The sequence below is a fragment of the Phenylobacterium sp. genome (genome assembly GCF_036495085.1).
Lineage (GTDB): Bacteria > Pseudomonadota > Alphaproteobacteria > Caulobacterales > Caulobacteraceae > Phenylobacterium.
Map to the genome: position 1 here is coordinate 1 of NZ_DASXNL010000126.1, position 16,873 is coordinate 16,873.

The 16,873-nt window shown below is 65.7% G+C and carries 15 protein-coding genes; 3 read left to right on the plus strand and 12 right to left on the minus strand.

Features of this window, described 5'->3' with window-relative positions; all coding sequences use genetic code 11:
• Positions 1 to 293: 293 nt before the first annotated feature.
• From VGI62_RS14080 to VGI62_RS14120, 9 genes are all read right to left on the minus strand, one after another.
• On the minus strand, positions 294 to 2,750 hold the full coding sequence (locus VGI62_RS14080) for a TonB-dependent receptor (protein WP_331505130.1): 2,457 nt from the start codon (positions 2,748 to 2,750) through the stop codon (positions 294 to 296).
• Between the two features lie 349 nt (positions 2,751 to 3,099).
• Complete coding sequence (locus VGI62_RS14085; protein ID WP_331505131.1) at positions 3,100 to 3,570, minus strand: cytochrome c; 471 nt, start codon at positions 3,568 to 3,570, stop codon at positions 3,100 to 3,102.
• Between the two features lie 55 nt (positions 3,571 to 3,625).
• Positions 3,626 to 4,087 carry a hypothetical protein gene (locus VGI62_RS14090; RefSeq protein WP_331505132.1) on the minus strand — a complete coding sequence of 154 codons (462 nt, stop codon included), beginning with the start codon at positions 4,085 to 4,087 and terminating at the stop codon, positions 3,626 to 3,628.
• Entirely contained in the window at positions 4,084 to 5,433 is a 1,350-nt protein-coding gene (locus tag VGI62_RS14095; protein WP_331505133.1) for a DUF1552 domain-containing protein, read from the minus strand. The genes VGI62_RS14090 and VGI62_RS14095 overlap by 4 nt, the downstream gene beginning before the upstream one ends.
• Positions 5,430 to 7,142, minus strand: a complete 1,713-nt coding sequence (locus VGI62_RS14100) for a DUF1592 domain-containing protein (RefSeq protein WP_331505134.1) — start codon at positions 7,140 to 7,142, stop codon at positions 5,430 to 5,432. Before VGI62_RS14100 ends, VGI62_RS14095 begins: the two co-directional genes overlap by 4 nt.
• Positions 7,143 to 8,309, minus strand: coding sequence for a hypothetical protein (locus VGI62_RS14105; protein ID WP_331505135.1), 1,167 nt, complete (start codon positions 8,307 to 8,309; stop codon positions 7,143 to 7,145). It lies immediately after the preceding gene.
• Positions 8,310 to 8,431: 122 nt separating this feature from the next.
• Positions 8,432 to 8,899, minus strand: coding sequence for a VOC family protein (locus VGI62_RS14110; protein WP_331505136.1), 468 nt, complete (start codon positions 8,897 to 8,899; stop codon positions 8,432 to 8,434).
• Positions 8,900 to 8,988: 89 nt separating this feature from the next.
• Positions 8,989 to 9,696, minus strand: a complete 708-nt coding sequence (locus VGI62_RS14115) for a TetR/AcrR family transcriptional regulator (protein WP_331505137.1) — start codon at positions 9,694 to 9,696, stop codon at positions 8,989 to 8,991.
• Between the two features lie 118 nt (positions 9,697 to 9,814).
• Positions 9,815 to 10,174, minus strand: coding sequence for a cupredoxin domain-containing protein (locus VGI62_RS14120; RefSeq protein WP_331505138.1), 360 nt, complete (start codon positions 10,172 to 10,174; stop codon positions 9,815 to 9,817).
• Positions 10,175 to 10,392: 218 nt separating this feature from the next.
• Here VGI62_RS14120 and VGI62_RS14125 point away from each other — a divergent pair, with 218 nt between their 5' ends.
• The 3 genes from VGI62_RS14125 (at position 10,393) to VGI62_RS14135 (ending at position 14,864) form a co-directional block, all read left to right on the plus strand.
• Complete coding sequence (locus tag VGI62_RS14125) at positions 10,393 to 11,691, plus strand: hypothetical protein (RefSeq protein WP_331505140.1); 1,299 nt, start codon at positions 10,393 to 10,395, stop codon at positions 11,689 to 11,691.
• Between the two features lie 138 nt (positions 11,692 to 11,829).
• The gene (locus VGI62_RS14130) at positions 11,830 to 13,515 is read left to right on the plus strand and encodes a DUF1592 domain-containing protein (protein WP_331505142.1); all 1,686 of its coding nucleotides are present in this window, start codon (positions 11,830 to 11,832) and stop codon (positions 13,513 to 13,515) included.
• The gene (locus VGI62_RS14135; protein WP_331505143.1) at positions 13,512 to 14,864 is read left to right on the plus strand and encodes a DUF1552 domain-containing protein; all 1,353 of its coding nucleotides are present in this window, start codon (positions 13,512 to 13,514) and stop codon (positions 14,862 to 14,864) included. The genes VGI62_RS14130 and VGI62_RS14135 overlap by 4 nt, the downstream gene beginning before the upstream one ends.
• Before the next feature lie 250 nt (positions 14,865 to 15,114).
• Here the strand turns inward: VGI62_RS14135 and VGI62_RS14140 are convergent, their stop codons facing one another.
• From VGI62_RS14140 to VGI62_RS14150, 3 genes are all read right to left on the minus strand, one after another.
• On the minus strand, positions 15,115 to 15,471 hold the full coding sequence (locus tag VGI62_RS14140) for an enoyl-CoA hydratase-related protein (RefSeq protein ID WP_331505144.1): 357 nt from the start codon (positions 15,469 to 15,471) through the stop codon (positions 15,115 to 15,117).
• 100 nt (positions 15,472 to 15,571) lie between these two features.
• The gene (locus VGI62_RS14145; protein WP_331505145.1) at positions 15,572 to 15,724 is read right to left on the minus strand and encodes a hypothetical protein; all 153 of its coding nucleotides are present in this window, start codon (positions 15,722 to 15,724) and stop codon (positions 15,572 to 15,574) included.
• A gap of 149 nt (positions 15,725 to 15,873) precedes the next feature.
• Positions 15,874 to 16,854: a nitronate monooxygenase family protein gene (locus VGI62_RS14150; protein ID WP_331505147.1), complete on the minus strand. Its 981-nt coding sequence runs from the start codon at positions 16,852 to 16,854 to the stop codon at positions 15,874 to 15,876.
• Positions 16,855 to 16,873: the final 19 nt, after the last annotated feature.

The window sequence follows — 16,873 nt, forward strand, 5'->3', positions numbered from 1 at the left end:
ACCCGGGCTCAGCGTTTATTGACGCCAATGACGGAACCGAGCCCTTCCCGGTCACCTGTGACATCCGCTCAATTGCCCTGAATCTGGACTGCGCCAAATTTGGGCCGCTCCACGCCAGAGGACTAAGCCGCTCGCTGCGGCGTGGGCTCGCCGGCTCTCGGCGCGTGGCCGGCTAAGTTGCGGTCACGCGCGCGCCCACGGGACGGACGATTTTCCGTTCCGCGGGCTCGCTGATCGTGAGCTCAGAAATATTCGGGGCCGCCGCGAAGGGCGGCCCCGGTTCGAGGAGCGGACTAGAACTTCGCGTCGAGGCGAACACCCACGTGACGGAACGAGTCCGGGCTGAAGTACTGGATGGTGCCGCCGGGGTTCAATGCCGCCGTCGGCGCCGGGCTGATGCCGGCGGCCCAGTGCTTATCCAGGAGGTTGGTGCCGTAGATCGTGACACGCCATTTGCCGTCGGCGTCACCAAGTCCGATGTTTGCCGCGAGCATCCCGAACGAGGCTTGCTCCTGCTTCGGGTCATTGTTGGCGGCGTAGTCCACCCTGCCCTGCCAGTTCCAGCCTACGTAGCCAAAGCCGGTCAGCGAGGCCACGGTGTTGGGGTGTTCGTAGTTCAGCGCCATCAAATATTGCCAGTCCGGCGAACCCGCGAGACGGTTGCCGTTGGCGTTGATCGTGCCCGCCGCGAGCACCGGCGTGGCGGTCGCCGCGGTGGTGCACTCGGGCTGGTTGACCGTTGCGCCGGTCGCGGGGTTCGACAGGGTGACGTAGCAGCTCACGCCCGGGAAGTCGCCGTAGCGCGCCTTGATGTAGCTGACCTGGGCGTTGCCGGTTAGTTCAGGGGTGAACTTGGCGACGGCGGCGACCTCAACGCCTTCGGTCTTCACTTCACCGGCATTGTGCACGATCGACACGAAGCCGTTCGGCGTCGGCGTCGACACCTGGGCCTGGAAGTTCTTGTAGTCGGTGTGGAAGACGTCGGCGTTCAGGAGCACGCGTCGGTCGAACAGTTCGCTCTTGATCCCGACCTCGAACGACGTCGGGATTTCAGGCTGGATGCGCTGGTCGACCTGATTGTTGACGATGTTGCTCGCGGTCACCGTCAGGGCGCTGAAGCCCGGGCCCTTGTAGCCGCGGGCGACGGTCGCATAGCCCATGATATCCTGCGTGAATTCATCCTGCAGGGTCACGCGCCAGGAGAAGTTGTTGTTGGCGAGGGTCTGGTTGATCGCCGGGAAGCAGTTCGGCTGCGCCGGCGCCACGGCGGTGGTCACACACGGGGTCACGTAAGGCCCCGGGAAGCCGATATAGCTGTTGGCCGGGAAGCCCGTCGCTGGATAGAGGCCGCGCAGCGGCACATTATGAATGAGCCCGCTTTCCGTATACTCCAGCGCCAGTTCGTCGCGCGTGAGGCGGGCCCCCAGGATGAGACTCACGGCGTCGTTGAAGTGGATCCGCCCCTGCCCGAAGACCGCATAGTCCTTGGAATGGACGTCGGACGTCTGGGCGTCGCTGGCCAGGATCTGCCCGCTGGTCGGAATGACGGAGGTGTCGATGGTCGGGTTGTTGAAGAAGCCGATCTGGCCGATCGTGCCGCCCGTCCGCGCGTAGTAATAATAGAGCCCGGCGACGTAGTCGAAGCGCTCGCCGGTGGGTGACGTCAGCCGCAGCTCCTGGCTGAAGTTCGACGCCACGGACGTGCCGCCGTTGATGTCTGCGAAATTGAACGGGGCAAAGTCGGCGTCGTAGAAATTCGATCGGTTCGAGTAGCGGTAGCCGGTGATCGACGTCAGGCTGTAACCGGCGGGCAGGTTATAGTCGACTTGGCCCGAGGCGCCCCAGACGCGGCCATGCCCGAAAGCCGGCGCGCCGTCGGCCACCTGGTAGTTGTTGGGTCCCTCGACGATGCCCACCTGGCGGTCAGATACGGCCACGCCCGTATGGGGATCAGGCGCGCTGCGCACGACCTGCGAGCAGCAGAAGTCGCCGGTGTAGGAGGCGTCGGCTGACAGCACGATCTTGAGGTCGTCGGTAGGCTTGATGAGCAGCTTGGCGCGGACGGCGTCGATGTTGATCGGGTTGAGAGCCTTGCCGCCGAGCACCGGATCCGTCACCCACCCGTCGAGATGGTTGTGGGTGGCGACCACGCGCAAGGCCACCTCGTCGTTGATCGGCACATTGACGACGCCTTGGAAGATCTGCTCGTTGTGCTCGCCGTAGGACAGGTGGGCCTCGCCTCCCAACTGGCCTATCTTCGGATCGTTGGTGGTGATGCTGATCACCCCGGCGGACGCGTTCTTGCCGAACAGCATCCCTTGCGGGCCCTTTAGGATTTCCACATGATCGATGTCGGCCAGGGTCTGCACGGCCGAGGGATCGGAAAGCACGACGCCGTCGAGCACCGTGGACACGCTCTGCTCGAGGCCGCTTGAGAAGCTGGCCGTGCCCACGCCGCGGATGGCGAAGGCCGAGGTGCTCGAGCCCGTACTGACCTTGTAGTTCACGCTGGTGTCCAGGAACCGCAGCTCCTGCAGCTGCTCGATATGCTGCGTGCGCAGGCTTTCACCGCTCGCTGCGGTCACCGCCACCGGCACATCCTGGATGTTCTCCGCCCGCTTTTCGGCGGTGACGATCAGGGTCTCGATTGTGGTGGCGTCGTTGGCCGCCGCTGCCGCCGCCGCGGGGTTCACAGCGCACGCCAAGGTCACAAACGCGGACACGCCGCCCAGCAGCCAAGTCTTTCCCATAGTTCCCTCCCGACACAGTCACGCTGGTTAGCCAGCTTGGCCGTGGAGATATCGAGAGAGTGTAAATACAGTCAAGTCTGCATGTGCAATCCGTATCGAACGTTTAGACTCCGGACGGAGGTGTGGTTTTCAGGTCGACGCAAGACCCTCGCGCGGGGCGCCACGTCATCCTGGGGCGTGTCGCGTTGACAGGCGCTGAAGCGCCGGCGCGGGTGAGAGCTGCTCGCGGGTCGGGGGCTCTCTTATCGAGGTTTTGAGCGCGACGTCGCAACCGTCCGCGCGTCCAGCCGTCGTCGCTCCCGACGTTCCGCAGCACTCGTTGTCCGCGCGGGTCAGAGCCCTGGCGGCTCTAGCTGTCCTTGCCGCGGAAGGCGGCGTGGCAGGCGCCGCAGGTCTGGCCGACCACCTTGGCCTGAACTGACAGCGCATCGGTGTCACCGCTGTCGACCATCGCCTGCATCTTGGCGGTCTCGGTGGCGAAACCCTTGGCGGCGCCTGCGAATCCCGCGGCATCGGACCAGACTTCGGCCTTGGCGTGGGTCTTGATTCCCGCCTCGGGGCCGCTTCCCCCCGGGAACCAGGCGGGCAAGTCCTTGCTGGTCTTGTTCATTGCCGCGACCGCGGCCTTGACCTTAGCCATGTCCGGCGTGTCGCCACGCAGCTCCTCGTTCAGAGACCTGAAGCTGGCGCCGAGCTCCTTCATCTGCGTCTGGCGCACGGCGACGGCGTCGGCCGGCGCAAGGGTCGCGGCGGCAGCCGCCGCCGCCAGGACACTGAGCGCCAGCGCGGCGGCGAGAGACTTGGGTAACTTGGTCGCCATCGGCGGACTCTCCTGGAGGGTTTCTTGATGGTGTTGGACGCCGCGCGCGCGGCGTCTAGAAGCGCTGCTGGTTTGGAGGCTTCTGGAAATCGGGCGTGAAGTCGATCGACAGCCAGGATTCCTGGCCGGTCTCGCACATGTTGCGCAGCACGGGCTTACCCACTTCGCGCAGGCCGAAACCTTCCAGCGGACTCACCAGGATCGGCGGATCTCCGGGCAGATAGGCGAAGCGCGTCCAGCCGCTCATGGCTCCGGACTTCGGGTCCTTGAAGTTCACCTCGCCGCAGAAGACGATCCGGTCGTTCACCACCTCGAAGCGCTTATAGTTGGCGCGCACGCCGCGGAACCGGGCGGTGGCGTAGTTGGGAATCTGCACCTCGCCCAGTCGCGGCACGCCCAGGACAGTCGGCGCCTGGTCTGCGTACTTGTGGGCGGCCGCCACCATGTCCGCCGGGTCGGCCGCCAGTGCTGGCCCGGCCACGAGCGCGATGGCCAGCGCCGCCGCGGCGCGCCTCATGCCATGATCTCCGTGATCGGCTTCGAGGTGGCCATCGAGCCGGTCCCGAAGCTGCCCACAGGCGCGCCCGCGAGTTGCTGGACCGTAAGCGAGACCCGCGTCACGGGCTCAGCTGCGACCTTGACATGCTGGCCGCCCTTGTGACGTCCGTTGGCGCCGCCCACCAGCATCATCGGGATGTTGTCGATGGAGTGAATCTTCGCCCATCCGGTGTCGCTGAAGCCCATCACAAGGGCATGGTCCAACAGGGTGCCGTCGCCCTCCTTGATGGCCTCCAGCGCCTTGATGAAAGTGCCGAAGCCGCCGACGCTGACATCGGCCAACTCCGAGGAGATGGGCTGATAGCCGAGCTTGGCGTCCACTGGCTCCTCGTGGGTGTGCGAGTGATAGACGGGCGCATCGCCGGGCCGGTAAATCTCAGACGTGGCGGTCGTGAACAGGTAGTTGACCACCCGTGTCTGGTTGCAGGCGAGCGCCATCGCCAGGAGCTGTGACATCACCTGATTGTTGTAGACCACCGTGGGGACGTCGCCCTTGCGCGGCCGCTCCTCCGGAGCTTTCGGCACGACGCAGGATTCGCAGGGCTCGGGCTTTCTCAGCTCGGCGTCCAGCTTCTGCTCCAACTCGCGCACCGAGGTGAAATACTGGTCGAGCCTCGCACGGTCGGCGACGCCCACATCCCGCAGCAACGCCGTCCGCTGATCCCCCACAGCTGACAGCACGCTTTTCTTGACCATGACCCTCGGGTCCGGTTTCCAATCGGCGGCGTTCGGGTCCTGGAAGCCTGGTCCGTAGAGGCGCGTGTAGAGCGCCAGTGGGCTGTCGTCGCACATCTTGAAGCTGTCCTGGCCCCGCGAGCTGTAGGCCGTGACGGCGCTCCGGAACGAGGAGGCTTCGAGGGTGCGGAAGCGTGTGCCGCGGCCGATATTGTCGGCGATGGCGTTGTCGAAGCTGGGCAGGCCGTCGAACTTGTTGAGCTGCGCCGGGCACTGCCCCGTCATGATCGCGGCCATGCCGGTCCAGTGCGGATGAGACGGCTTGCCGTCGAGCCCCACCGTAAAGCCGGTGAAGACGGTGGTTTTCCTGTCCAGGCCGCCGTCCTTCAGGAAGGCGAGTTGCGGCGGCGCATCGAAGTTGGGGCCCACCGTCTTCGGCTCCCAGCGCGAGGGCGTCAGGCCCAGGCCCCAGAAGTAGGTCGCGAACCGGGTCGGCATTGGAGCGCCGTTGGCCAGCGCCTGACCATGGCCGTTGAGGAACAGGTCCAGGAGCGGAAGGCCCATGGCGACGGTTCCACCGCCCAGCATTCCGCGCATCAGGGAGCGGCGGCTAAAGCGCGGCGTCTTCATCGGTTGGACTCCTTGGACGATGCGAGGCGCGCGACCTTCACGGGCGGGGCGGCCGTCGCCTGCGCCGGCGAAGGGCGGACTTCGTAGAGTGCGGGATTGAGCGCCATGGTCCTGAGCAGCGCCGCGATGCGATAGCCGCCGCCGCTGAAGGTCTTGGTCAGGCTGTTGACCAGCGGCTTGTCGGCCGCCGCGATGCTGCGGCCGGTGGCCGAGGCATAGAGGTCGCGCACCAGGCAGGACGACACGCGCGGATTGTCGTGCAGCAGCAGCCCCAGGCCGCCGGCGCCCTCGAAGCTTTTGCCGTCGATCTCCGCGTGGACGTCGATCGGTACGCCGTTCTCGAGATCGCGATGCGCGCCCAGGCTGTCGAATCGCTCCAGGGCGAGCCCCGGCGGATCGACGGACGTGTGGCAACTCGCGCAGCTCTCGTCGGTGGCGTGCGCTTCCAGCTTGGCCCGACTGGTCTTCAACTGGGTCATGGAGGTGCCGTTGACGATTGAGAAATCGACGTTGGCCGGCGGCGACGGGGTCGGTTGGCAGAGGAAGATTTCGTTCAGCGCCACCCCGCGCTTCACCGGCGAACTGCGGCCCGGATGTGAGAACAGCGACAGGAAGCTGATCTGGGTCAGCACGCCCGATCGGCCGGAATCAGCCTCGAACGTGTAGGGCGCCCACTCCGTCCGAGCCACGTAAGGCACCTGGTAGACCATCGCGAGCGTGCGGGTCATGAAGGTGTCGCGCGAGGTGAAGATGTCGCGGTAATCGCCGTTCTTGGTCACCAGTTGGTCAACCAGCGTGCGCACGGTCTGCTCGCGGGCCTGAGCCGCCAGCAGCTGGCTGTATTTCGGATAGAACTGCGGGTCCTTCGTCTGTTTGGAGAACAGCTCGAGCTGCAGCATGTCGTCAAAAAAAGCGCCCATACCATCGGCCAGCCGCGGCGAAGCGGTCATCCGGTCGAGCTGGGCCCTTAGGCCGGCGTCGGTCATCAGCGCGCCGGTTTCGGCGGCCTGCAGTAGGGTCTCATCCGGCGTCGTGTTCCACAGCAGATAGCTCAGCCGGCTCGCCCGCGAATAGCCGTCGAGTTCCGCGGTTCCGTCCGGCCCGCGGCTGGCGGCGCGCTCGATGCGGAACAGGAAATCCGGTGAGGTCAGGAGGCTGGTGAAGGCCTCACGCACTCCGGAATAGAAGTCGTGGTCGGCCTCGGCGACCCGGTGGGCCAACGCCACGCGCTGCGCGGCCTGCTGCGCGCTCAGCGGCCGGCGGAACAACAGCCGTCCGTAGCGCTGCACCAGGATCGTCGCACAGGCGTCGTCGGCCGCCGCTGGGTCGGCGGGCTTGCAGCCGGCGAGCGCCGCGCGATGGCCGGCGTCCGTCGCCTGCTCGGCGATGCTGGCCGCCATGCCGAAGTACTGTTCCATGCCGGACGTCGATATCGCCGCCTCACCGCTGCCGATGGCGATGAGGCCGTCGCGGCGCACCTCCGGCTCGAAGCGGCCGGTGATCTTGATGTCGCGGCCGAAGATGTCAGCCACAGACTGCCGATACTGCGAAGCCGTGAGGCGGCGCAGGCCCACGACTTGCGGCAGGGCGGCCGAGGGTCCCGACGCTGAGGGCGCCGAGGTGGCGGTCGCCACCAGGCCCAGCCCCGCGACCGCGGCGACCAGTAACAACCTTGCGGCGGTCCGGCGAAGAGGTTTTCTGCTTGGCATCTAGTTGTTCGCGCCGCCCGCCATCGGTGTCCCGGCGTGGTGGTCGATCAGGCGGGCCTGTCGGATCACTTCGCCCCCGTCCGGGGCGACGACAAAGGCCGGAACCGCGCGCAGCCGGTAGGCCGTGGAGATGCGCCGGTTCTGGCCCGTCTTCGGGTCCGGGTCCGCGTCGGCGTAGCGCTGCAGCGCGTAGTAAAAGCTGGGCAGGTCGATACCCTGGTTCATCTCGGTGTCGCGGCCGTTCACCGCCTGCTTGCGGTAAAGCACCTTCCAATCACGGTAGCCGCCGAAGAGACCCTCCAGACCGCCCGCCGGCGTGAACCGGAAGCGGATGCGGCCCTGGGTGAGCTGCAGCTGCGCCGGCTGGGACAGGTTCCAGCCCTCGTCCCGCAGTCGGATCTCGGACGGCCCCTTGGTCTCGAGGACACCGTTCTTGATCGAGGCCTTAATAATGCTCTGGGTCGCGGGGTTGGGCTCAACGGCGAAGGTGGCGTCGGACGCCACGTTGCCCTGCGCATCCTTCACGACCTTGTCGGCGCCCTGATAGAAGCCCAGCGTGACATCGTCGTCGTTCGCCGGATCCTTCGTCCCGGAAACCACGATCAGGATCGTGTAGAGCCCATCGCGCATGTAGTTGTTGATGCCGACGCCGCGCTGCGACTTGAAAGGCTCGCCACGATAGGAGGCCCAGCACCCCCCTGCGCGGTAGTAATTGTTGTCAATGCCCTTCTCGCCGTCGGGCGTGGTGAAGTCGGTCTTCTTGACCTTGCCGTCGAGGTTGAAGCCGTAGCCGATGTGTCCGGTCACCGGTTGCAGGCCCAGGTCCGGCGCCTCGGTCGGCTCTTCCCACACGTTCTCGTAGTTCGGGCCCCGGAAGCGCAACACCCGTTTGAGAGCCTCACGGTGTTCGGCATCGCGGTAGTAGTCGATGTCGGCTTGGCTGCGCCAACCGGTCTTCAGCACAACCTCCATGGGATGCGACGGATAGGTCCCCTTCGGACAGTCGGTCCCAGGTGCGGTGTTATCGTCGCCGGCGCCGCCGTGGTAGAAGGCGGGCTCCATCCAATCGACGACGAAGGCGCGGCTCCAGGCCGCCGCCGAGACCGGAGCGGCCGCTGCTGCGGTCAAGAGGAGCCCGATAACCGGGGCCAGGGCCAACCTCTTCATGGACACCTCCGAGGCGGCCTCGGCCATATTTCGCGCGCCTGTTCGGAAGCGTACCCGGCCCGGGTTAGCAGTCAATCCTGCCTGTAGATTCCGCATTGGCCGCAAATAGCCGTACGGCGGCATCAGTTGGCCTCTTGGATGACCTCGAGGCGATTGCCCGCAGGATCGACGATAAAGGCGATGAGGGAGCCGGTCGCCGCCGACTTGGTCGGTTCGCGCTCGATTGAGCCGCCATTGGAGCGGGCGCGCGCCACCAGGGTCTGCAGTTCGGTACAGCGAAGCACGACGTTGGACACGGGCGGCTTGGCGTCGGCCGGCTCGTTGATCACCACGATCTTCGGCGTCCGCGCAGCCTTCGCCTCATCGACCGTCGCGCCGACATTCATGACGATCTCGAACAGCCCGGGGCGCTCGGTGCGGGCCACCTCCTTGAAGCCGAAGACCGTCTCATAGAAGGCGGCGGTCTTGGCCACATCGACCGCGCCGACACGAACGCTGCGCACGCCCACGACAGGCTCGGCCGAGGCGGCCATCGGGCTCCAGAGCGCCCCCGCCAGGGCTACCGCCGCCAATGTCCGACGTCCGCGCATGCCAACCTCCCCATTTTTCTGCAGCCCGAAAAAGGCGCGGCGGCACAAAACAGTCAAGCAGGAAGTTTCATGCGGCGCTGCACGGAATGCTACCTGGGTCGCTTGGCGTTGATCCGGGTACGGACGATCCTGTCGCTTGGCGGATCAGAGGCCGCAATCAGCTGGTCCACCGTCGCCTCCTTGTACCGGTGCAGCAGTTCCAGCATCGGCTTCAGGGAGTCCGGATCCTTGGTGAACATCATGTTGATCGAAAGCCCCTGCATCGCCGCGCGATGCAGTTGGCTCATGGCGTCGACACCTTTGCGGTCGGTGATGCCCGCCTGTTTCGCCAGGTACCAGGCGCCTTTGCGCTGGGACACCGCCAGTTCCTCGGCGACGGCGGGAAACCGCGCGCCGAGATCGGCGTCGCTGCGGGAGGCCATCATGATCTCGAGCAGGGCGATCGCGCCGGGCTGGCTCAGCGCCTGCCAGGTGACTTCGGTCAGGGCGATGAAGCGTTCACGGCCCGGCGGATAGGTCTCCAGGGCCTCGGCCATGAACTTGTTCTGGCTCTCCACGACATACTTGGCTACGGCCAGCATCAGGTCGACCTTGGTCCCGAACTGATGGAGCATCGCGCCGCGGCTGAGCTGCGCGATCTCCACCACCATCGTCGTCGAGGTCGCGGCATAGCCGTAGGTGCGCAGGCAATGGATCGCCGCGTCGATAATCTTCTGCTGTGTGGCCGCGCTTCGCTCCTCGTGGGTGCGATGCGTCGGGCCCGCGGGACGCCCCAATGATCCCGGCTTGATCGCCATGACATTCCTTAGTGTTGACTGCCTCAGACTAAGAGACTCGACCGCCAAAGCGGCTTCAATCCCTAGCTAACCAGAAACGCGCCGCCTCGGAGAACCGATCGCACAGCGTGCATCCTGATCATGATACGACAACGACGGTTCCCAGCATGCCCATCTCCTCATGGTATTTGCAGAAGTAGCGATAGGTTCCGGGTTGATCGAAGCGGTGAGCGAACTTTTGATCCGCCGCCAGCTTGCCCGAATCAAACACCGCCGCCCCGGCTGGCAGGGCCGCATCTGCCGCCTTCTTCGCCAGGGCCGGGTCGCAGGTAACGCTGTGGAGCACGATGGCTGTGTTCTCCCACTCCACGATGTCACCGGCTTTGATAGTGATCGCGGGTGGATCGAAGGCGGTCCCGGTGTCGGAGATCACGACCGAATGGGTCTGCGCGGCCCGGACTGACGAGGCGCCGGCCGAACCCAACATCGCCACGCTCATAAGGAAGAATCGCCGATCGAGAGCGCGAGGCGCCGTTAGGGCCGGGACCAGCCCTCCTTTCCGCCACGCCGTCTTGGCCGTCACCATTGATACGCCAGCCCCCAACCCGGATCGAAGTGACACGTCAGACTTAACGTTCACGCTTGACTGTATTCTGGCGGAGCCGCAGAGTTCGGGCAAGCAAGACCGTAATCAGCGGCCAGGAAGGAAACCCTCGGATGCGCTTCGCCCTCGCGACCCTGATGGCCATCACAAGCCTGACGCCGGCGGTCGCCCATCCATGGACCAAGACCTATGTCGTCGAATGGTCCGAGGCGGCCTTCTATTACGGCGCCAAGGAAGGCGTGATCGCGCCCGGTACGGACTGTCCGAAGGGGACCAATCCAGACATCGACTGGGTCAAGGTGATGGTCGACGCCGGCTACACCAAGGAAGAGGCCACGTGGCTGCGCAACCCGGCCAATCCCACCCGCAGCGCCATCCACAGCCAGAACCAGATGGCGTTCCGCGGCAAGGACCGCGCGAACGTCTATGCCAATCCGACCTCCACGCCCGAAAGCGGCGAGTTCCTGCCGGTTTCCGGCGCCGTAGCCGAAGGCCTCAACCTCGACGGCGATGAGAGGACCGGCTTTTCCGGCCTGGCGGGCGAGAAGGGTGTCGACAACAACTTCTACAAGGCCCTCGGCTGCTGGAAGTATCTGCGCGGGCCTCAGCGGCAGGCCAACGGCAACCAGTCGCAGAACGGCTATATGCGTGACGGCCGATTCACGACCGTGATCGTGGTCTCCGGCCAGGGTCCGGATCCGATGAACGACCCCAAGGTCACGGTGGGCTTCTATGACAGCCCCGATGCGATGGTGAAGGACGGCAACGGAAACATCGCACGCGATTACACCTTTCGCATTCGCCCCAGCGCCAAGTACGAGGTCTTGTTCCCGGCCAAGACCGCAGGCGGCGAGATCGTCTCGACCGAGGCGGCGAAGGACGCCTGGTTCCGCGAGCCCAGCTATGCCCGGGAGGTCGAACTGCTGAAGGCGCAACTGCGACTGAAGATGCAGCCCGATGGGTCCCTGAAGGGCTACATCGGCGGCTACCGGCCGTGGAGGCCGGTCTATCAGTCCTGGGTCGACGCTCGCGGGCCGGTCATCGAGGAACTGATGTGGGTGCGGCTGCCCGACATCTACTACGCACTGCGCCGCTACGCCGACTACAGCCCCGCCGGTCCCAGGGGCGAAAAGACCCACATCTCCTACGCCATGCGCGTTGAGGCCCTACCCGCCTACGTCATGACCCCGGACGCCAAGGCCCAGGTCGCAAAGGCCCAATCGTTCAAGACGCTGGCGCGGGGCCCTGACCCCGAGATGGCCCGAACCAAGTACAATGTGGTCGATGGCGTGGTTGTGCCGCTGGGCGCCAAGGCCATTTCTCAGACCGCCGAGCAGCTGCGCCCACCTGCGGCCGGCGCCGCGAAGCCGGCCGTCGCCGCGGCCCAACGAAACGCCGCCGGGGGCCTCTAGGCCGCGCGACGGACCCGAATTTCGGATTCGATATTGAATTTTTGCGGTCTTCGATGACCGCCAAGGACTGAGCTGATCTGGTCGGACGGACGGACGCGAGACACCGTCACCGGCAGGGCCGAGGAAGGAACGTCGGGTTTGCGTATTCAATTGAAGATTTCGGCTCTGCTGGCCACGTCGACGCTGGCGCTCGGCGTTGGCCTGATCGCCGTCCAGAGCGCGGCCCAGTCCGCTGTCAGCCAGACTGTCAAGGTCTCGACCCGCCGGATCACGGAAAGCCAGTATCGTCACACGATCCGCGACCTCTTCGGCGCCGACATTGTCGCCAACGCCCGGTTCGAGCCCGACCGCCGCGACGACGGATTGCTGGCCGTAGGCTCCAGCGGCCTGTCGATCACCGCCTCGGGTTTCGAGCAGTACTACGCCCTGGCCAAGTCGATTTCCGAGCAGGTGGCTGACCCGAAGCGCCGGGATGCGCTGGTCGGCTGCAAGCCGGCGAACCCGGCGGCGGCCGACGCCGCCTGCGCGCAGGCCTTCCTGGCGCGCGTGGGAGAAGTTCTCTATCGAAGGCCCCTCTCCGAGGCAGAAATCGATGCTCGGGTGAAAACGGCGGACCTCGGCGCGACCCAAGCCAAGGACTTCTATGCCGGCCTGAAGCTGTCCTTGACCAGCCTCATGATGGCGCCGGAGTTCCTGTTTCGCGTGGAAACGGCCGAACCCGACCCCGCGCACCCCGGCGCCTATCGACTCGACGGCTATGCGAAGGCGTCGCGGCTTTCCTACCTCTTCTGGGACGCCCCGCCCGATGCCGATCTGCTGGCGGCTGCGCAGAGCGGCGCAATCCATACCCCCGATGGCCTGAAGCAGCAGATCACGCGTCTGGCCTCTTCCCCACGGCTGCAGGACGGCGCACGCGCCTTCTTCACCGACATGCTGCAGCTTGACGCCTTCGAAGGCTTCACCAAGGACCCGGCCACCTACCCGAAGTTCAATCAGAGCGTAGCCGACGCCGCTCGCGAACAGCTGCTGAAGACCGTGGTCGACCTCCTGGTCGTCAAGAAGCGCGACTACCGCGACCTGTTCACGTCCAACGAGACCTTCATCAACCGCGCGCTGGCGGCGGTGTACAACGTCCCCTACGCCTCGGCGCAGGCCTGGGCGCCTTACACCTTCCCGGCGTCATCAGAGCGCGCCGGAATCCAGTCGCAAGTCGGCTTCCTGGCGGTTTTCGCGCACCCGGGCTCTTCTTCCCCGACGAAGCGCGGCATCAAGATCAACGAGATATTCCGGTGCTCGCCGACCCCGGACCCGCCGCCCAACGTCGATTTCTCTAAGGTCCAGGCGCTTCAGAACGGAACGGTGCGCACGCGCCTCTTGGCGCATATGGAGAACGAAGGGTGCGCCTCCTGCCACCGCGCCTCCGACCCCCCTGGCCTGGCGCTGGAGCACTTCGATGGGCTCGGCCAGCTGCGCACGACAGAGAACGGCCAGACGATCGACGTCAGCGCCGAGGTTGGCCAAGCCAAATTCAGCGGCGCCGCGGGCCTCGGCGCCTATCTGCACACCGACTCGCGCGTCCCGTCCTGCTTGGTGCGCAACGTCTTCACCTACGGTGTCGGGCGTCATGCGCGTGGCGGCGACCGAAACTACCTGGCTCAACAGACAGCGGCCTTCGCTGCGTCCGGCTACCGCTATCCCGAACTCCTGGCCTCCATTGCCGGCAGCCCGGAGTTCTTCCAAATCTCGCCCCCCGAAGGGGCGCAGCCGGCCCCCGCCAAGATCGCCCTGGCCCACCCTGACATCACGAACGGAGTCGCCCGATGAGGAGCCTGCCATTCAACCGCCGGTCGCTGCTGCGCGGCCTCGTCGGCGGCGCCGGGGTCATCGTGGGCCTGCCGGCGCTCGACATCTTCATGGACAACCACGGGGTCGCCTGGGCCGACGGACAGAAGCTGCCGACCCGATTCGGCACCTATTTCTGGGGGCTGGGCCTGACGGACACGCCGACCGGCGGTACGCGCTGGGTTCCGGCCAAGACCGGGGCCGGCTACGAGATCACGCCGGAGCTGGAATCGATCGGGAAGCTCAAGGACAAGGTGTCGGTCTTCTCCGGCTTCCGCGCCATAGGCGATGGCAAGCCCAACGTCGTGCACTGGACGGGGCACGCTTCCATCCTTTCAGGTATCGCACCAGTCGCGACCGGCAAGATGGAAGGGCCGAGCTTCGACACCAAGGTGGCCGACGCCCTCGGATCGTCTACCCGCTTCAAGGTTTTGGACCTGTCCCCCAACGGCAAGACCTTCAGCTACTCGACGCGCAACGGCACGGGGTTCGCCACGCCCGAGACGTCCCCCCTGGCGCTCTACACCCGCCTTTACGGCGAAGGCTTCCAGGACCCCAACAGTCCGGACTGGAAGCCCGACCCCAGCATCATGCTCCGCCAAAGCGTGCTGTCGGCGATCACTGACCAGCGCGAAGCTCTGATGAGGGGTCTTGGCACCGCCGACCGCGCCAAGATGGACCAGTATTTCACCTCGCTTCGCGAGATGGAGAACCAGCTCGCCATCCAATTGCAGAAGCCGGAGAAATGCGAGGCCTGCGTCATTCCCGGCAAGCCGGCTGACACGCCGTTCTCCGGATCGGTCGATGTGGTGAACGCCAACACGAAGGTGATGGCCAAGCTGCTCGCCATGGGGCTCGCCTGCAACCAGACCCGGGTCTTCAACGTGGTCCACACGCCGGGCTCCTCGGAGACCTACATGACCGGCTCGGCCAAGACCTATCACCAGATCACCCACGACGAGCCGACGGACTCGAAGCTCGGCTACCAGATCGAGACCAGCCGACTGGCCGGCATGGTCATGGAAGGCTTTGGCGCCTTCATCCACGAGCTGGACGCCATCAAGGAAGGCGACGGCACGCTCCTCGACCACAGCTTGGTGATGGCCTTCAGCGACACCGGCTACGCCAAGATCCATTCCATCGACAATATCCCGATGCTGCTCGCCGGCGGGGCGAACGGCCGTCACAAGGTCGGCCAGCACATCGCCACCAAGGGCGAGCCGGTCACGCGCGTCTCCCTTACCGCGATGCAGCTGGCTGGCGTTTCCGTCGGCGAATTCGGCGAAGCCAGTATGAAGACCTCGCGACCGCTCACCGAGGTCATGGCCTGAGCGAGCATCGCTTGTTGACTTGCTGACGTCCGGCCCGCCGCGGAAGGGGCGGGCCGGTCTTCTGGGCCACGGCCCGGATCTGGCGCAGAGTTTGTGACCAGCGCGACGCAGCGGTCCAGGGCGATCGGCTGGATCGCCAAGGTCGGAGCCGGGCGGCTTGCTGCCCCGCTGGTCGCGCGAGCGGGCGAGCACCGCCTCGCGCCGCTCGGCGATATCCGCCCCACGGCTCCCGGCGAACCCCTCATGGGCCCTACGGTGGGCGTGAACACGCCGCCCCTCGGCGACCGGCGCCCCAGCTTTCGTCCCCGTCGCGGCGCAAGGCCGAAACCATCGCGCGCGGCTGCTCGGCGATCGATTGCGCCAACCGCATGGTGAACGGCAGCAGCTCCTCGTGCGCCACGAGGTGGTTTACCAGCCCGATCCGAAGCGCCGTCGCAGCATCCAAAAAATTGCCGCTTAGCGAAATCTCCCGGGCCCAGGCCATACCGACCCGACGCGGGAGATCCACAACCACCGGCCCGGGGTAGACGCCGACGCGAAGGTGAGTGTCGGCGAAGACCGCTTTCTCCGAGGCCGCCGCCCCGGCTACGGCAGCAATGATCGGCACTTCCGAAGCGACCAGGGCGTTGGTGTAGGACGGGAACTCGGCCAGCCGATCGGCGCCAGGATTCCGCCGATCCCCGTGCAGAACGCCGGATCAGCGCCAGTTATGGCGATGCAGCGGCGTCCTGCTGGGCTTCGATTGCATCGCACAGGGCCTGGCTGAGCTCGGCATTCAATGCATTGCGCGCCCGTCGCCGATTGAACGTCAGCAGCGCCACCTTGTCGTGACGCGTGCTGAGAAGGACAGCTAGGGACATGGAAGCCAATCGTCGACCGCTGCCCAAACGTCAGTCAAGCGACGGCTTGCGCGCGCTTCCAAATGCGCGCCGCGTCAGCCCTCGGCGCAGTCGCGAAGCCCCTTCATCGATCCAGGCGTACGTCGTAGTCCCACGCCGTCGGCGCCCCGCTAGGCGTGGACCCGGCGCTTCGCGTTTTTCTCCAGCACCTCCTCGGCCTGGCGCATGATGTTCTTCACCAGCTGGGCGCAACTGGGGATGTCGTGGATCAGGCCCTGGCTCTGGCCGACCGTCCAGATGCCGCCGTCCAGGTCACCGCCTGCCAGCACGTTGGTTCGGCCCCGGACGCCGGCCACGAGGTGACGTACATCCTCAATGGTCTTGGTGGGATCGCGCTGGATGGCGACGACTTCTTCGGACACCGCGTTTCGCGCCACGCGGGCTGTGTTTCGGAGCGTCCGGTTGGTGAGGAGCGTGTCACGCTCGGTGTTCTCTACAATCCGTTGCTTCACGTTCTGATGGATCGTCGCTTCCTGAGTGGCCATGAAGCGGGTGCCCATATTGATGCCCTCTGCGCCCAGGGCCAGCGCAGCAATCAGGCTGCGGCCATCGGCCATCCCGCCCGACGCGATAACCGGAATGTCCACTTGGTCAACGGTGGCTGGCAACAGCACGATCAGACCAATGTCATCCTCCCCCGGATGGCCGGCGCATTCGAAGCCGTCGATGGAGATTACGTCCACCCCCAATTTGGCGGCGCTCACCGAGTGGCGGACCGAGGTGCATTTGTGGATGACCTTGATCCCGTTGGCCTTGAAGTCGGGCAGGTGGTCGACCGGATTGCGGCCGGCGGTTTCGACGATCTTGATGCCGCTCTCGATGATCGCCCGACGGTATTCGTCGTAGGGGATCGGATTCAGGGACGGCAGAATGGTGAGGTTCACCCCGAACGGCTTGTCGGTCATGGACCTGACCCGCTGGATCTCGGCCATCAACGCCTCGGCCGAGGGGAACATGTGAGCGGTCAGGAACCCGAGAGCGCCCGCCTCTGCGACCGGGCCCACCAGTTCGGCGACCCCGACACCAGTCATGCCGCCCATGACGAGGGGCGTCTCGACGCCGAACATGTCAGTGATACGTGTCTTGATCATCTCGGCCTTCCAATGGGTT

What these genes read in the sequence shown, in the direction of transcription:
- VGI62_RS14080 (WP_331505130.1), bottom strand. Translation starts at nt 2,750, where the DNA reads ATGGGAAAGACTTGGCTGCTGGGCGGCGTGTCCGCGTTTGTGACCTTG.
- VGI62_RS14085 (WP_331505131.1), bottom strand. Translation starts at nt 3,570, where the DNA reads ATGGCGACCAAGTTACCCAAGTCTCTCGCCGCCGCGCTGGCGCTCAGT.
- VGI62_RS14090 (WP_331505132.1), bottom strand. Translation starts at nt 4,087, where the DNA reads ATGAGGCGCGCCGCGGCGGCGCTGGCCATCGCGCTCGTGGCCGGGCCA.
- VGI62_RS14095 (WP_331505133.1), bottom strand. Translation starts at nt 5,433, where the DNA reads ATGAAGACGCCGCGCTTTAGCCGCCGCTCCCTGATGCGCGGAATGCTG.
- VGI62_RS14100 (WP_331505134.1), bottom strand. Translation starts at nt 7,142, where the DNA reads ATGCCAAGCAGAAAACCTCTTCGCCGGACCGCCGCAAGGTTGTTACTG.
- VGI62_RS14105 (WP_331505135.1), bottom strand. Translation starts at nt 8,309, where the DNA reads ATGAAGAGGTTGGCCCTGGCCCCGGTTATCGGGCTCCTCTTGACCGCA.
- VGI62_RS14110 (WP_331505136.1), bottom strand. Translation starts at nt 8,899, where the DNA reads ATGCGCGGACGTCGGACATTGGCGGCGGTAGCCCTGGCGGGGGCGCTC.
- VGI62_RS14115 (WP_331505137.1), bottom strand. Translation starts at nt 9,696, where the DNA reads ATGGCGATCAAGCCGGGATCATTGGGGCGTCCCGCGGGCCCGACGCAT.
- VGI62_RS14120 (WP_331505138.1), bottom strand. Translation starts at nt 10,174, where the DNA reads ATGAGCGTGGCGATGTTGGGTTCGGCCGGCGCCTCGTCAGTCCGGGCC.
- VGI62_RS14125 (WP_331505140.1), top strand. Translation starts at nt 10,393, where the DNA reads ATGCGCTTCGCCCTCGCGACCCTGATGGCCATCACAAGCCTGACGCCG.
- VGI62_RS14135 (WP_331505143.1), top strand. Translation starts at nt 13,512, where the DNA reads ATGAGGAGCCTGCCATTCAACCGCCGGTCGCTGCTGCGCGGCCTCGTC.
- VGI62_RS14145 (WP_331505145.1), bottom strand. Translation starts at nt 15,724, where the DNA reads ATGTCCCTAGCTGTCCTTCTCAGCACGCGTCACGACAAGGTGGCGCTG.
- VGI62_RS14150 (WP_331505147.1), bottom strand. Translation starts at nt 16,854, where the DNA reads ATGATCAAGACACGTATCACTGACATGTTCGGCGTCGAGACGCCCCTC.